This window comes from Pseudomonas sp. A014 (assembly GCF_052378495.1).
Classification (GTDB): domain Bacteria; phylum Pseudomonadota; class Gammaproteobacteria; order Pseudomonadales; family Pseudomonadaceae; genus Aquipseudomonas; species Aquipseudomonas machongensis.
Genome location: NZ_CP199001.1, coordinates 5,760,775 through 5,775,943, shown reverse-complemented (window position 1 = coordinate 5,775,943; position 15,169 = coordinate 5,760,775). Strand labels below are relative to the sequence as shown.

At 64.4% G+C, this 15,169-nt stretch carries 14 protein-coding genes; 10 read left to right on the top strand and 4 right to left on the bottom strand.

Annotation, left to right across the window (positions count from 1 at the left end):
* Window positions 1-42 precede the first annotated feature (42 nt).
* Entirely contained in the window at window positions 43-717 is a 675-nt protein-coding gene (gene rpiA / locus ACTYOL_RS26630) for a ribose-5-phosphate isomerase RpiA (protein WP_197890499.1), read from the bottom strand.
* Between the two features lie 134 nt (window positions 718-851).
* On the opposite strand from rpiA, the gene ilvA reads away from it, so the two are divergent.
* Both ilvA and ACTYOL_RS26620 read left to right on the top strand, forming a co-directional pair.
* Complete coding sequence (gene ilvA / locus ACTYOL_RS26625; protein ID WP_054891126.1) at window positions 852-2,366, top strand: threonine ammonia-lyase, biosynthetic; 1,515 nt, start codon at window positions 852-854, stop codon at window positions 2,364-2,366.
* A gap of 95 nt (window positions 2,367-2,461) precedes the next feature.
* Window positions 2,462-2,887: a DUF2269 domain-containing protein gene (locus tag ACTYOL_RS26620; protein WP_444757337.1), complete on the top strand. Its 426-nt coding sequence runs from the start codon at window positions 2,462-2,464 to the stop codon at window positions 2,885-2,887.
* Window positions 2,888-2,940: 53 nt separating this feature from the next.
* On the opposite strand, the gene ACTYOL_RS26615 is transcribed toward ACTYOL_RS26620, so the two are convergent.
* Window positions 2,941-3,597, bottom strand: a complete 657-nt coding sequence (locus ACTYOL_RS26615) for an HAD family hydrolase (RefSeq protein WP_054891128.1) — start codon at window positions 3,595-3,597, stop codon at window positions 2,941-2,943.
* Window positions 3,598-3,741: 144 nt separating this feature from the next.
* Here ACTYOL_RS26615 and ACTYOL_RS26610 point away from each other — a divergent pair, with 144 nt between their 5' ends.
* Together ACTYOL_RS26610 and ptsP are read left to right on the top strand one after the other, a co-directional pair.
* The gene (locus ACTYOL_RS26610; RefSeq protein WP_029614755.1) at window positions 3,742-4,221 is read left to right on the top strand and encodes an RNA pyrophosphohydrolase; all 480 of its coding nucleotides are present in this window, start codon (window positions 3,742-3,744) and stop codon (window positions 4,219-4,221) included.
* Between the two features lie 22 nt (window positions 4,222-4,243).
* Complete coding sequence (gene ptsP / locus ACTYOL_RS26605; RefSeq protein WP_054891129.1) at window positions 4,244-6,517, top strand: phosphoenolpyruvate--protein phosphotransferase; 2,274 nt, start codon at window positions 4,244-4,246, stop codon at window positions 6,515-6,517.
* 48 nt (window positions 6,518-6,565) lie between these two features.
* Here the strand turns inward: ptsP and ACTYOL_RS26600 are convergent, their stop codons facing one another.
* The gene (locus tag ACTYOL_RS26600; RefSeq protein WP_065863989.1) at window positions 6,566-7,315 is read right to left on the bottom strand and encodes an NRDE family protein; all 750 of its coding nucleotides are present in this window, start codon (window positions 7,313-7,315) and stop codon (window positions 6,566-6,568) included.
* Window positions 7,316-7,445: 130 nt separating this feature from the next.
* Between ACTYOL_RS26600 and ACTYOL_RS26595 the strand changes: the two genes are divergently transcribed.
* From ACTYOL_RS26595 to ACTYOL_RS26585, 3 genes are read left to right on the top strand one after another with little or no spacing between them, the layout of a single operon-like run.
* Window positions 7,446-8,228, top strand: a complete 783-nt coding sequence (locus ACTYOL_RS26595; RefSeq protein WP_063541683.1) for a sulfite exporter TauE/SafE family protein — start codon at window positions 7,446-7,448, stop codon at window positions 8,226-8,228.
* 10 nt (window positions 8,229-8,238) lie between these two features.
* Window positions 8,239-9,048, top strand: coding sequence for a prolipoprotein diacylglyceryl transferase (gene lgt, locus ACTYOL_RS26590; protein WP_054891132.1), 810 nt, complete (start codon window positions 8,239-8,241; stop codon window positions 9,046-9,048).
* A gap of 50 nt (window positions 9,049-9,098) precedes the next feature.
* A complete protein-coding gene (locus tag ACTYOL_RS26585) occupies window positions 9,099-10,070 on the top strand; it encodes a thymidylate synthase (protein WP_153774841.1) in 972 nt (323 codons plus the stop codon).
* An 83-nt stretch (window positions 10,071-10,153) separates the two neighbouring features.
* On the opposite strand, the gene cadR is transcribed toward ACTYOL_RS26585, so the two are convergent.
* Window positions 10,154-10,597, bottom strand: a complete 444-nt coding sequence (cadR, locus tag ACTYOL_RS26580) for a cadmium resistance transcriptional regulator CadR (RefSeq protein WP_054891134.1) — start codon at window positions 10,595-10,597, stop codon at window positions 10,154-10,156.
* 98 nt (window positions 10,598-10,695) lie between these two features.
* On the opposite strand from cadR, the gene ACTYOL_RS26575 reads away from it, so the two are divergent.
* From ACTYOL_RS26575 to ACTYOL_RS26565, 3 genes are all read left to right on the top strand, one after another.
* Window positions 10,696-12,966, top strand: coding sequence for a heavy metal translocating P-type ATPase (locus tag ACTYOL_RS26575; protein WP_372821838.1), 2,271 nt, complete (start codon window positions 10,696-10,698; stop codon window positions 12,964-12,966).
* A gap of 9 nt (window positions 12,967-12,975) precedes the next feature.
* Entirely contained in the window at window positions 12,976-13,845 is an 870-nt protein-coding gene (locus ACTYOL_RS26570) for a LysR family transcriptional regulator (RefSeq protein WP_054891136.1), read from the top strand.
* Between the two features lie 264 nt (window positions 13,846-14,109).
* The gene (locus tag ACTYOL_RS26565) at window positions 14,110-15,168 is read left to right on the top strand and encodes a putative 2-aminoethylphosphonate ABC transporter ATP-binding protein (protein WP_444757336.1); all 1,059 of its coding nucleotides are present in this window, start codon (window positions 14,110-14,112) and stop codon (window positions 15,166-15,168) included.
* The last annotated feature ends 1 nt before the right edge of the window (window position 15,169 follow it).

Genomic DNA, 15,169 nt, shown 5'->3' with positions numbered 1-15,169 from the left:
GCGTCCTTCAGAACAGCGGGGTACTTGTAGGAGCGGGCTTGCTTATTCAGCCTTCAGGCTCTTCACGCCTTCGGAAGTCCCCAGCAGCAGCAAGTCTGCCGGACGCGCCGCGAACAGGCCGTTGGTGACCACGCCAACGATCGCATTGATCTTGCTTTCCAGCTCCACCGGGTTGGTGATCTGCAGGTTGTACACGTCGAGGATGACGTTACCGTTGTCGGTCACCACGCCTTCGCGGTACACCGGATCGCCACCCAGCTTGACCAGCTGGCGCGCCACGTGGCTGCGGGCCATCGGGATCACCTCGACCGGCAGCGGGAAGGCGCCGAGCACCGGCACCAGCTTGCTGGCGTCGGCGATGCAGATGAAGGTCTTGGCCACTGCCGCGACGATCTTCTCGCGGGTCAGGGCCGCACCGCCGCCCTTGATCAGGTTCAAGTGCGCGTCGCTCTCGTCGGCACCGTCGACGTAGAACTCCAGCTCGCTGACGCTGTTCAGCTCATAGACCGGGATGCCATGACCCTTCAGACGCTGTGCGGTGGCCTCGGAGCTGGCGACGGCGCCGTCGAAGGCGGTCTTGTGCTGGGCCAGGGCGTCGATGAAGAAGTTGGCGGTCGAACCGGTGCCGACGCCGACGACGCTCTTTTCATCCAGCTTGGGCAGAATGAAGTCGACAGCGGCCTGGGCGACGGCCTGTTTGAGTTGGTCCTGGGTCATGCGGGCTCCGAGAGGGGCGGGAGGTTTTCTGAAGTCGCCTAGTATAACGAGTCCGGCGGCTTTGCTGTGGTCGCCCGACAGGGCGCTGGGGTAGACTTCCAGCCCTTGTCCCGCGGCCCAGTGATGTTTCCAAGATGCTCGAACAGTACGTCAAGAAGATCCTCACCTCGCGCGTCTACGACGTCGCCGTCGAAACCCCGCTGCACAACGCCGGCCAACTGAGCAAGCGCCTGGGCAACCAGGTCCTGCTCAAGCGCGAGGACCTGCAGCCGGTGTTCTCCTTCAAGATCCGCGGGGCGTACAACAAGCTGGCGCAACTGAGCGCCGAAGAGCTGGCGCGTGGCGTGGTCACCGCCTCTGCCGGCAACCACGCCCAGGGCGTGGCCCTGGCTGCGCGGGAGCTGGGCATCAAGGCCACCATCGTGATGCCCAAGACCACGCCGGAGATCAAGGTCGAGGGGGTGCGCTCGCGTGGCGGCAAGGTGGTGCTGCACGGCGACTCCTTCCCCGAGGCGCTGGCCTATTCGCTGAAGCTGGTCGAAGAGAAGGGCTTCGTCTACATCCACCCCTACGACGATCCCCACACCATCGCCGGGCAGGGCACCGTGGCGATGGAGATCCTGCGCCAGCACCCGGGCCGCCTGGACGCGATCTTCGTGCCGGTCGGTGGTGGCGGGCTGATTGCCGGCATTGCGGCCTATGTGAAGTACCTGCGCCCCGAGATCAAGGTGATCGGCGTCGAGCCTGACGATTCCAATTGCCTGCAGGCCGCGATGGCTGCGGGCGAGCGTGTGGTGCTGCCGCAGGTGGGGCTGTTCGCCGACGGTGTCGCGGTGGCGCAGATCGGTCAGCACACCTTCGATATCTGCAAGGATCATGTCGATGAGGTGATCACCGTCAGTACCGATGAGATCTGCGCAGCGATCAAGGATATCTACGACGATACCCGCTCGATCACCGAACCTGCCGGCGCCCTTGGCGTGGCGGGCATCAAGAAGTACGTCGAGTTGACCGGCGTCTCGGGGCAAACGCTGGTGGCCATCGACTCCGGTGCCAACGTCAATTTCGATCGTCTGCGTCACGTTGCCGAGCGCGCCGAACTGGGTGAGAAGCGCGAGGCGATCATCGCCGTGACCATCCCGGAGCGTCCGGGCAGCTTCAAGGCGTTCTGCGAGGCTATAGGCAAGCGTCAGATCACTGAGTTCAACTACCGGTACCACGCCGACAAAGAGGCGCACATCTTCGTCGGCGTGCAGACCCATCCAGAGACCGACCCGCGCGCCGCCCTGGTTCAGCACCTGACCGAGCAGGGCTTCCCGGTAACCGACCTGACCGACAACGAACTGGCCAAGCTGCATATCCGTCACATGGTCGGTGGCCACTCGGCGGCGGCCAGCGATGAGCTGGTGCTGCGTTTCGAGTTCCCTGAGCGTCCGGGGGCGCTGTTCAACTTCCTCAACAAGCTGGGCGGGCGCTGGAACATCTCGATGTTCCACTACCGCAACCACGGTGCCGCCGATGGTCGCGTGGTGGCCGGGTTGCAGGTGCCGGAAGACGAGCGCCACCTGGTGCCCGAGGCGCTGGCCAAGATCGGTTATCCATACTGGGATGAAACCGACAACCCGGCGTACAAGCTGTTCCTGGGTTGAGCGGCTACGCTTGGCATGAATGGCAACACCGAACTTGCAGAAGCGGGCTTGTCCCGCGGTGAGGCCGAAAAAAGTCTTTCGAGGACCCGCACGCGATGGAACACCTGACCACCCTCAAGACCCTGCACATCCTCGCCACCGTACTGTTGATCCTCGGTGCGCTGGGTCTGGCGATCTGGACCTTGCGTGCCCGCCGGCAGGGTGATGCCGAGGCCTACGCCAAACTGCTGCGTCGGCCGCTGGTGTTCGTCTGGCTGGTGATGGGGCTGTGCCTGCTGAGCATGCCGTTCACCGGCTGGTGGATGGTGCACCTGGTAGGCTGGCCGTTGGGCCAGACCTGGGTGCTGGCCTCCAGCATCCTCTATACCCTGGGCGCTTTCGCCGTGTGGTGGCTGCTGGTGCGGCTGAACCGCCTGCGCAAGGCCGAGCCTGCCGGGCTGCGCCTGACCCTGGCGCTGGCGTTGTTCAGTGGGGTGTGCTTCCTGTCGATTGCAGGATTGATGGGGGCCAAGCCGGTCTGATGCGTCTGCGGGGCCTTTTTCACGGGTAAACCTACGAAGAGAGCCCCGCGATCTCAATCGCGTAACGAAATCACCGGCCATCCGCGCCGCTCGGCCTCTTCACGCAGTTTCGGATCCGGGTCCACCGCCACCGGGTGCGTCACCTGCTCCAGCAACGGCAGATCATTCAGCGAATCGCTGTAGAAGTAGCTGTCTTGTAGATCGTAGCCGTTCTCCAGCATCCAGCGCTTCAGGCGCGTCACCTTGCCTTCACGGAAACACGGTATATCGGTGCTACGCCCGGTATAGCGCTCGCCATCACGCTCGCATTCGGTGGCCAGCAGGGTGCGCACGCCCAGGCGGCGGGCGATGGGCGCAGTGACAAAGCGGTTGGTGGCGGTGATGATCACCAGTTTGTCGCCAGCCTCGCGGTGCTGCTGCAGCAGGGCGAGGGCCTTGGGCAGGATGATCGGCTCGATGCAGTCGCGCATGAATTCGCGGTGCCATTGGTCGAGCTGGGCAGGTTCGGTGGCGGCGAAGATCTCCATCGAGAACGCCAGGTAGGCCTGCAGGTCCAGGGTGCCGTTGAGGTAATCCTGATAGAAGGCGTCGTTGCGTTGCTTGTAGGCGATGGGGTCGAGGATGCCCCGTTCACACAGGTAGTCACCCCAGGCGTGATCGCTGTCACCGCCGAGGAGGGTATTGTCCAGGTCGAATAAAGCCAGGCGCATGGGTTTTCTCGCAGAAGCCTCCGGGAAGAAGTCCCGCAGAATACGGAGTTTTCACCTCGCTGCACATAAGCTATGGCGGGTGCGTTGCTGCGCTCGCAAGCTTTGTGGAACAATGCGGTGACATGCGTTTTCGAGGTTGCTGCCGTGATCGACCCGGATGGTTTTCGCCCCAATGTCGGGATCATTCTCACGAATGATGCCGGGCAGGTGCTATGGGCTCGGCGGATCAACCAGGATGCCTGGCAGTTTCCACAGGGTGGTATCAACCCTGACGAAACCCCAGAGGATGCCCTGTACCGCGAGCTGAACGAAGAAGTTGGCCTGGAACGCGAGGATGTGGAAATTCTTGCCTGCACTCGAGGCTGGTTGCGTTATCGTTTACCCCAGCGCCTGGTCCGTACGCACAGCCAGCCGCTGTGCATCGGCCAGAAGCAGAAGTGGTTCCTGCTGCGGCTGGTGAGCAACGAACAGCGGGTGCGGATGGACCTGACCGGAAAACCGGAATTCGATGGCTGGCGCTGGGTCAGCTACTGGTATCCGCTGGGTCAGGTGGTGACATTCAAGCGCGAGGTGTATCGCCGCGCCCTGAAAGAGCTAGCCCCGCGCCTGTTGACGCGCGACTGACGACGGAGTCCGACCCCGAGCCATGCTCAATACGCTGCGCAAGATCGTCCAGGAAGTGAACTCCGCCAAAGATCTCAAGACGGCGTTGGGTATCATTGTCTTGCGCGTCAAGGAGGCCATGGGCAGCCAGGTATGCTCGGTCTACCTGCTCGACCCGGAAACCAACCGTTTCGTGCTGATGGCCACCGAAGGCCTGAACAAGCGCTCGATCGGCAAGGTCAGCATGGCCCCGAACGAAGGCCTGGTCGGCCTGGTCGGCACCCGTGAAGAGCCGCTGAACCTCGAGAACGCTGCGGATCACCCGCGCTATCGCTACTTCGCCGAAACCGGCGAGGAACGCTTCGCCTCCTTCCTTGGTGCCCCCATCATCCACCACCGTCGCGTGGTCGGGGTACTGGTCATCCAGCAGAAGGAGCGGCGCCAGTTCGATGAAGGCGAAGAAGCCTTCCTCGTGACCATGAGCGCCCAGCTCGCCGGGGTTATCGCCCACGCCGAGGCTACCGGCTCGATACGCGGCCTGGGCCGCCAGGGCAAGGGTATCCAGGAAGCACGCTTCGTTGGCGTGCCGGGCTCGCCAGGCGCTGCCGTCGGCCGCGCGGTGGTCATGCTGCCCCCCGCTGACCTCGAAGTGGTTCCGGACAAGACCGTCGAAGACATCGACGGCGAACTCAAGCTCTTCAACAACGCCCTCGAAGGGGTGCGCGCCGACATGCGCAAGCTGTCGGCGAAGCTTGCGACCCAGCTGCGCCCCGAAGAGCGTGCGCTGTTCGATGTGTACCTGATGATGCTCGAGGATGCCGCCCTGGGTGGCGAAGTGGCCGAGGTCATCAAGACTGGCCAGTGGGCCCAGGGCGCGCTGCGCCAGGTGGTCGGCGAGCACGTCAGCCGCTTCGAGCTGATGGATGACGATTACCTGCGCGAGCGCGCCTCGGACGTCAAGGATCTCGGCCGCCGCCTGCTGGCCTACCTGCAGGAGGCTCGATCGCAGACGCTGGTCTACCCCGACAACACCATTCTGGTCAGCGAGGAGCTGACCCCGGCGATGCTCGGCGAAGTGCCGGAAGGCAAGCTGGTCGGCCTGGTGTCGGTATTGGGCTCGGGCAACTCCCACGTGGCGATCCTGGCGCGAGCCATGGGTATCCCGACGGTGATGGGCCTGGTCGACCTGCCGTATTCGAAGGTCGATGGCATCGAGATGATTCTCGACGGCTACAAGGGCGAGGCCTATACCAACCCCAGCGACGTACTGCGCAAGCAGTACAGCGACGTGGTCGAGGAAGAGCGCCAGTTGGCCCAGGGGCTCGATGCCCTGCGCGAGCTGCCGTGCGTCACCCCCGATGGCCACCGCATGCCGCTGTGGGTCAACACCGGCCTGCTCGCCGACGTGGCCCGGGCCCAGCAGCGTGGCGCCGAAGGCGTGGGCCTGTACCGCACCGAAGTGCCGTTCATGATCAACCAGCGCTTCCCCAGCGAAAAGGAACAGCTGGCGATCTACCGCGAGCAGTTGGCGGCCTTCCATCCGCTGCCGGTGACCATGCGCACGCTGGACATCGGCGGTGACAAGGCGCTGTCCTACTTCCCGATCAAGGAAGAAAACCCCTTCCTCGGCTGGCGCGGCATTCGCGTCACCCTCGACCACCCGGAAATCTTCCTGGTGCAGACCCGCGCCATGCTCAAGGCCAGCGAGGGGCTGAACAACCTGCGTATCCTGCTGCCGATGATCTCCGGCATCCACGAGCTGGAAGAGGCGTTGCACCTGATCCACCGCGCCTGGGGCGAAGTGCGTGACGAAGGCACCGACGTGCCGATGCCCCCGGTTGGCGTGATGGTGGAGATTCCGGCGGCCGTTTACCAGACCAAGGAACTGGCCCGTCAGGTCGACTTCCTCTCGGTCGGCTCCAACGACCTCACGCAGTACCTGCTGGCGGTCGATCGCAACAACCCGCGGGTCGCCGATCTGTACGACTACCTCCATCCGGCGGTGCTGCAAGCCTTGCAGACCGTAGTGCGCGACGCCCACGCCGAAGGCAAGCCGGTGAGTATCTGCGGCGAGATGGCCGGTGACCCGGCAGCGGCGATCCTGCTCATGGCCATGGGCTTCGACAGCCTGTCGATGAACGCCACCAACCTGCCGAAGGTGAAGTGGATGCTGCGTCAGATCAACATGAGCAAGGCCCGTGAGCTCCTGACCGAGGCCATGACCCATGACAACCCGCAGGTTATCCACAGCTCGCTGCAACTGGCGCTGAAGAACCTTGGGCTGGCGCGGATGATCGGGCCGAACAAGAGCCTTTGATCGTTCACAGGCCTCTTCGCGGACGTGCCCGCGAAGAGGCCTGAAAAGTCATACGAGGTTCAGTTCAACTTCCCCCAGATGCCCACCAAAGGGCCCGAAACTGCGCTCGATCATCCGCCTTCTGCCCTGATCATCCACGATCAGCACGGTACTCGCCCGTGTCCCGTAATTCTGGCTGGCAATGAACACGCTCGACAGCAGCCGCTCGGTCGCCAACCCTACGCCGGTCTCCGGCAACTCAGCGTCCTGTGCTGGCGCAGCATCGGCCAGCAGCGCCAGTAGCTGCTGCGGGTCTGCCGATTCGAGCACCTCGCCCAGCGCCGAGCGCGCTTTCACCAGTTTCGGCCACGGCGTGTCCAGCCCGGCGTTGGATAGCCCGTAAATGCCAGGTGGTAGAAGTCGTGGCGCCGGGTCTCGGGCGTGCAGATAGCCCAGCCGCTCGCCATCGCCCACCAGCAGGTTGAACCCCGAGTACTGCGCACTGCGGCTGGCGACCTGATCCAGATACGCTTCCACGCCCAGTTCGCCCTGCAGGAAGGCGGCCACCAGTTCCCCGCGCGAACGCGGCCCGAGCGGCTGGCGAGGGTCGCGGATATTGGTCAGCGCCGCGAAGCGCCCGCCGGGGCCTATGCCCAGCCAGCTGCCACCGGCTTCGAGGTCGCGCCCGGCATGCACGCCCGGGGCATCCTCCCAGGTGGCCAGCGCCTGGGTGGGGCGGGCGTAGAACTCGTCGCGGTTGGCCGCGACGATCAGCGGCAGGGCGTGCCCCGGCCGCCAGGCGAATACGATCAGGCACATGGGTTGGCCTCAGTGTTTTGTGCCACTCTAACCACAGTCTGGTTGCACTGCCATCACCTGACACAGAGTTCACTAGAGGCGCAGCCCCGGCTTCCGTTACCATGCCGGATCGTATTCACAGGGTCTGCGAATGGAATTCGTGCTCTATCTGCTGTTGGGCGCTTGCGCCGGCGTACTGGCCGGGCTCTTTGGCGTGGGCGGCGGCATCATCATCGTGCCGGTGCTGGTATTCAGCTTCACCCTGCAGGGCTTCGATGCCTCGATCCTCACGCACCTGGCGGTCGGGACTTCGCTGGCGACCATCGTCTTCACCTCGATCAACGCCGTGCTGGAACACCACCGCAAGGGGGCCGTACAGTGGCCGGTGTTCCTGTGGATGACCGTTGGCATCCTCATCGGCGCGGGCATTGGCGCCAAGACCGCTTCGTTGATCCAGGGGCCGATGCTGCAGAAGATCATCGGCGTGTTCGCCCTGCTGGTATCGCTGCAGATGGCCCTTGACCTCAGGCCCAAGGCCAGCCGTGGCATCCCCGGCAAGCCTGGGTTGATCGCTGCCGGTGGGGTGATCGGCTGGGCCTCGGCGATCTTCGGTATTGGCGGCGGCTCGCTCACGGTACCTTTTCTCACCTGGCGCAGCCTGCCCATGCAGAAGGCCGTGGCCACCTCGTCGGCCTGCGGCTTGCCTATCGCCCTGGCCAGTGCCCTGAGTTTCATGATCCTGGGCTGGAACGAAACTCACCTGCCCGCGCACAGTCTGGGCTATGTCTATCTCCCCGCGCTGGTCGGCATTGCCGTCACCAGCATGTTTTTCGCCCGCTTCGGCGCGCGTCTGGCGCACAAGCTGTCGCCGCGCCTGCTCAAGCGCCTGTTTGCCGCGCTGCTGTTCTGCGTCGGCCTCAGCTTTTTGATCTAGAGGAACCACCATGCTGCCTTACCCGCAGATCGACCCCGTGGCCGTGGCCCTCGGGCCGCTGAAAATCCACTGGTACGGCTTGATGTACCTGATCGGCATCGGCGGCGCCTGGCTGCTCGCCTCGCGCCGGTTGAACCGCTTCGACCCGACCTGGAACCGCGAGAAGCTCTCCGACCTGGTGTTCTGGCTGTCGATGGGCGTAATCGTCGGCGGGCGCTTGGGTTATGTGCTGTTCTACGACCTGCACCAGTACCTGGCCAACCCGACGCTGATCTTCGAAGTGTGGAAAGGCGGCATGTCGTTCCACGGCGGTTTCATCGGCGTGATGCTGGCGGCACTGTGGTTCGGCAAGCGCAACAACAAGTCGTTCTTCGAGCTGATGGACTTCGTCGCGCCGCTGGTGCCGATCGGCCTGGGTGCCGGGCGTATCGGCAACTTCATCAATGCCGAGCTGTGGGGCAAGCCGACCGACGTGCCATGGGCGATGATCTTCCCGCCGTTCAGCGATCCGGCGCAGTTGCCCCGTCACCCTTCGCAGCTGTACCAGTTCGCACTGGAGGGTGTGGCGCTGTTCCTGATCCTCTGGCTGTTCTCGCGCAAACCACGCCCGACCATGGCGGTTTCCGGCATGTTCGCGCTGTTCTACGGGATCTTCCGCTTCATCGTCGAGTTCGTCCGCGTGCCGGACGCACAGCTGGGTTACCTGGCGTGGGGCTGGCTGACCATGGGTCAGATTCTCTGCATACCGATGATCGTCGCTGGCCTCGCCTTGATCTGGTGGGCTTATAATCGCAAACCCACGGCGACACCCGCCCACTGATAATTCCACGGCAGGGGCGATCCCCCTGCCGTGCTTGCCACAGGTAGGCCATGAAACAGTATCTAGACCTGGTTCGCGACGTCATCGAGAACGGCACGCTGCAGGGCAACCGCACCGGTATCCGCACCATCAGCCTGCCGGGCGCCATGTTGCGCTTCGACCTGCAGAAGGGTTTTCCGGCCATCACCACGCGCAAGCTGGCGTTCAAGTCGGCGATCGGCGAGATGGTCGGTTTCTTGCGCGGCGTGAAGAATGCCGGCGAGTTTCGCGACCTTGGCTGCAAGGTCTGGGACCAGAACGCCAACGAGAACGCCCAATGGCTGGCCAACCCCTTCCGCCAGGGCCATGACGACCTCGGCGAGATCTACGGTGTGCAATGGCGCCAGTGGCCAGGCTACAAGCGCATCCCGCTGAGCAACCCGGCCGCCATTGAAATGGCGGAAAAAGCCGGTTTCCGCCAGATCGCCAAGGACGAGGAAGACGGCCAGGCATTCGTCATCCTCTACAAAGCCATCGACCAGGTGCGCCAGTGCCTGGACACCATCGCCAACGACCCGGGCAGCCGACGCATCCTGTTCCACGGCTGGAATTGCGCCCAGCTCGACGAGATGGCACTGCCTCCCTGCCACCTGCTGTACCAGTTCCACCCCAATGTCGAGACGAAGGAAATCTCCCTCACGCTCTACATTCGCTCCAACGACCTGGGCCTGGGCACGCCGTTCAACCTCACCGAAGGTGCGGCGCTGCTGTCGCTGTTCGGGCGCCTGACCGGCTACACCCCGCGCTGGTTCACCTACTTCATCGGCGATGCCCATGTGTACGAGAACCATCTGGACATGCTCAACGAGCAGCTCAAGCGCGAGCCGCTGGAGGCGCCGAAGCTGGTGATCAGCGACCGTGTGCCGGCGTTTGCCGAGACCGGTGTGTATGAGCCTGAGTGGCTGGAAAAGATCGAGCCGAGTGATTTCTGGCTGGAAGGGTATGAGCATCATGCGCCTATGACGGCGCCGATGGCGGTCTGACTCAGAACCGCGTCGTTCTTTTCGCGGGCAAGTTGGAGCGCCGAACCGACGCTCCGACTTGCCCGCGAAGGTCTTTACCGGCCTCAATGCCCGTGGCTACGCCCCACATGCGAATGCTCGGTCTCCGGCACCGACACTGCGCCATTGACCTCCAACTGCTGCAAAATCGCGCACTCATCCCCCTGCGCATTGCACTGCCTGCGTAACTCCACCAGCTGCGTCTGCAGCGCCATCAAGCCGTCGATCCTCGCCTGTACATGCTCGATATGCTCGTCGATCAGCGCATTGACGCTGCCGCACGCACCTTCGGGGGTATCGCGCAGACGCAGCAGGCTGCGGATTTCGTCGAGTGTCATGTCCAGGGTTCGGCAGTTGCGAATGAAGGTCAGACGCTCCACATGGGCCTGGGTGTACAGGCGGTAGTTGCCGTCGGTGCGGGCGGGTTCGGGCAGCAATTGCTCGCGCTCGTAGTAGCGGATGGTTTCCACGGCGCAGTCGGTGGCCTTGGCCAGTTCTCCGATCTTCATGACGAAATCTCCTGGGATCGCTTGACCCTATAGTGGCTACAGGGTGTTCACTTGGCAACAACCCCCCGTCAGTGGGCACTCTCCATCAGGGCGAACCTATGAACCAGCCTGTCAGTCACGACCACAAGCACGATCATGATCATGGCCACGATCACGGCCATGATCATGGCGCCAAGTCTTCCTGCCACGACACCCAGGCCCATAGCTGCTGTGCCAGCAAAGCGGCGCCGGCCTTCGTGCAACTGACCGAAAAGGCCAGTGACCAGGCGCGTCTCAGCCGTTTTCGCATCGAAGCGATGGACTGCCCGACCGAGCAGACCCTGATCCAGGACAAGCTGGGAAAGCTCGCTGGTATCGAGCAGCTGGAATTCAACCTGATCAACCGCATTCTCGGCGTGCGCCACACTCTCGACGGCACCGCGCAGATCGAGCGCGCCATCGACAGCCTTGGCATGAAGGCCGAGCCGCTGGCTGCAGACGATGATGGCAGTGCCAATGCCCCTGCCGCCCACAAGACCCGGTGGTGGCCCTTGGCGTTGTCGGGTCTTGCGGCGATTGGCGCCGAAATCGTGCACTTCTCCGCGCTGGCGCCGGAGTGGGTGGTGGCCCTGCTGGCACTGGCCGCCATCCTCGGCTGCGGTCTGGGCACCTACAAGAAGGGCTGGATTGCGCTCAAGAACCGTAACCTGAACATCAACGCACTGATGAGCATCGCCGTGACCGGTGCCGTGCTGATCGGCCAGTGGCCGGAAGCGGCTATGGTCATGGTGCTGTTCACCATCGCCGAACTGATCGAGGCGCGTTCGCTGGACCGTGCGCGCAACGCCATCAGCGGCCTGATGCAGCTGACGCCAGACATGGCCACCGTGCAGCAGGCGGATGGCCAGTGGCGCGAGGTCGAGGTGCGCGAGGTGGCCATCGGTGCGCGAGTGCGGGTGCGCCCGGGCGAGCGTATCGGCCTGGATGGCGAGGTCGTCAGCGGGCAATCGAGCGTCGATCAGGCGCCGATCACCGGCGAAAGCCTGCCCGTCGAGAAGGCGCTGGGCGACAAGCTCTTCGCAGGCACCATCAACCAGGCCGGCGCGCTTGAGTACCGCGTCACCGCCGCAGCCGGGCAATCGACCCTGGCGCGCATCATCAAGGCAGTGGAAGAAGCGCAAGGCGCACGAGCACCGACCCAGCGCTTCGTCGACCAGTTCTCCCGCATCTACACCCCCGCCGTGTTCGCCGTGGCCCTGGCCGTGGCGATCATCCCGCCGCTGTTCATGGCCGGTGCCTGGTTCGACTGGGTCTACCGCGCCCTGGTGCTGCTGGTGGTGGCCTGCCCATGTGCGCTGGTGATCTCGACCCCGGTGACCATCGTCAGCGGCCTTGCCGCCGCGGCGCGCAAGGGCATCCTGATCAAGGGTGGTGTCTATCTCGAGGGCGGGCGCAAGCTGGACTTCCTGGCCCTGGACAAGACCGGCACCATCACCCACGGCAAGCCGGTGCAGACCGACTTCAAGGTGCTCGAGCCGTTGTTCGAAGGTCGGGCCCAGGCGCTGGCTGCAAGCCTCGGCGAGCGTTCCGACCACCCGGTATCGCGTGCAATCGCCCAACATGCCCGGGAGCAGGGCATTGCCCTCGCAGAGGTAGCGGAGTTTGCAGCACTGGCCGGGCGCGGGGTGCGCGGCGAGATCGACGGCCAGGCCTATCACCTGGGCAACCATCGTCTGGTCGAGGAGCTGGGCCTGTGCTCGCCGGAACTCGAGGCCGAGCTCGATGTGCTTGAGCGCCAGGGCAAGACCGTGGTGTTGCTGCTCGATCGCTCCGGCCCGCTGGCGCTGTTCGCCGTGGCCGATACCGTGAAGGACAGCAGTCGCCAGGCCATCGCCGAGCTGCATGAGCTGGGGATCAAGACGGTCATGCTGACCGGCGACAACCCGCACACCGCCCAGGCCATCGCCGCTCAGGTGGGTATCGATCGCGCCGAGGGCAATCTGCTGCCTGCCGACAAGCTCAAGACCATCGAAGATCTCTACGCTCAAGGCCACCGTGTGGGCATGGTCGGTGACGGCATCAACGACGCGCCGGCCCTGGCCCGCGCCGAGATTGGCTTCGCCATGGCGGCGGCCGGCACCGATACCGCCATCGAAACTGCCGATGTGGCGCTGATGGACGACGACTTGCGCAAAATCCCGGCGTTCGTCAGGCTGTCGCGCCAGAGCGCTGCGATTCTCATCCAGAACATTGTCCTGGCACTGGGGGTCAAGGCGATATTCCTGGCCATCACCTTTGCCGGCATGGCCACCCTGTGGATGGCGGTGTTCGCCGATATGGGCGTGAGTTTGCTGGTGGTGTTCAACGGCTTGCGCCTGTTGCGCAAATAACGAGGTGCCATGCTCGGTTCGGAGCTCAAAGCCTTCTACATGGTGGCCCGCCTGGGCAGCATCACGCTGGCGGCGAAGAAGCTTGGGCTCAGCCAGCCCACGGTGACCACGCAGATCCGCAACCTGGAGAGCCAGTACGCGGTCGAGCTGTTCTATCGGGGCGGCCGACGCCTGGTGCTGAGCGAGGAGGGCGCCAGGCTCCTGCCGCGGGTCAAGGCCTTGTTGCAGCAGGAAGCGGACATCGAGTTCGAACTGCGCAACAGCGGCCAGGCCCAGGGCAGCCTGCGTGTCGCCGCTACCGCGCCGTATTACATTCTCGACCTGGTGAAGGTGTTCCGTGAACGCCTGCCTCAGGTCGAGGTGGCGGTGGAGATCGGCAACTCGCAACAGGTGCTGGAGATGCTCGAGGAGTACCGGGTGGATATCGCCGGCTCGTCGCAGTTGGTCGAGGATGCGCGCCTTGTGCGCCGGGTGCTGGGCAGCGATCCGCTGGTCGTGGCTGTGCACCGTAGCCATCCCCTGGCGCAGCGCCAGGCGGTGGGCATCGAAGCCCTCTGCGGGCATTGCCTGTTGATGCGCGAGCCGGGTTCGACCACGCGCAAGCTGACCGAGCAGATGATGCAGGAGGCCGGGGTGAAGGCTGGTGCGCTGCTGGAAATCGGCAGCCGCGAGTCGATCCGCGAAGCGGTGCTGCGCAATATCGGCATCAGTGTCATTGCCCGCCATGAAGTGCCGCTGACCCCGGAGCTGCGGGTGCTGGCGCTGGAGGGTGCGCCGCTGATGCACGAGTACCTGTATTGCCTGAAGGAGCGGCGCCAGGCGCGCTTGCCGGCGGCGTTTCTCGGGGTGGCGCAGGAAGTGGCGGGGGCTCGGTTCTAGATTTCCTGTGGCTTCTTCGCGGGCAAGTCGGGGCGCCGAACCGCCGCTCCCACAGGTACTATCCCTGTCCCTGTCTCGCCTTGTGGGAGCGGCGGTTCGGCGCCCTGACGTGCCCGCGAAACAGACACCGCGGTGCCATGTCCGTGTTCCCAGGCCCTCAACCAAAATCCGCCAATGCCACTATCACCCACTTTGCCCTGATCGCCACAGAACCTTCGCACAGCCTTCCTAGCATGGCCCTCATCTCTTCGATGAGGCCCAGCCATGAACCACGCAACCCCGGGCGCACACATGAACGTGCGCGGTATCCACAAGCGTTTCGGCGCGTTCACCGCGCTGAACGACGTGTCCCTGGACATCGCCGCTGGCGAGCTGGTCTGCCTGCTCGGCCCCTCCGGCTGCGGCAAGACCACCCTGCTGCGCTGTATCGCCGGCCTCGAACGCCAGGACCGGGGCTCGTTGTACATCGGTGAGCGGGATATCTCCGAGCTGCCGCCCCAGGCCCGTGACTACGGCATCCTGTTCCAGTCCTATGCGCTGTTCCCCAACCTCACCGTCGAGGCCAATATCGCCTATGGCCTGACGGGCGGCAGCCGCGAGCAGTCGCGTCAGCGGGTCGCCGAAATGCTCGAGTTGGTTGGCCTGGCCGGTAGCGAAAAGAAATATCCCAGCCAGCTCTCCGGTGGCCAGCAACAGCGCGTTGCCCTGGCTCGTGCCTTGGCGCCATCGCCATCGGTGCTGTTGCTCGACGAGCCGATGTCGGCGCTGGATGCGCGGGTGCGCGAGCACTTGTGTACCGAGCTGCGCCAACTGCAGCGCAAGCTGGGCATCACCACCTTGATGGTTACCCACAATCAGGACGAGGCCATGCTGATGGCCGACCGCATCGCGGTGATGAACAACGGGCAGGTCGAGCAGTACGCCTCTCCGCAGGATATCTACGACCGGCCTGCCACACCGTTCGTTGCCGAGTTCGTCGGCCAGGGCAACTGGCTGCCGTTCCAGCGCCATGACGACAGCCACGCCCAGGTGGGCAGCATGAGCATGCGCCTGGCGCCGGGGGCGGTGAGTGCGCGCAGTGGCCGGCTGTTCTGCCGTCCGGAGGCGATCACGGTCAACCCGGTAGTGCACGAGGAGAACCTGTTCCCGGCCAAGGTGCGTGAGCTCACCTTTCTTGGCAACCGCTGCCGCATGAGCTTCGAGCTCAAGGCCTTGCCGGGGCACGCGTTGCTCGCGGAGCTGGCGCCCGAAGCCATGCCGCGCCTGGGCTCGCAGGATATCTGGGTGGCCCTGCCACCGCAGAGCCTGCAGGTGTTCGCCTGAG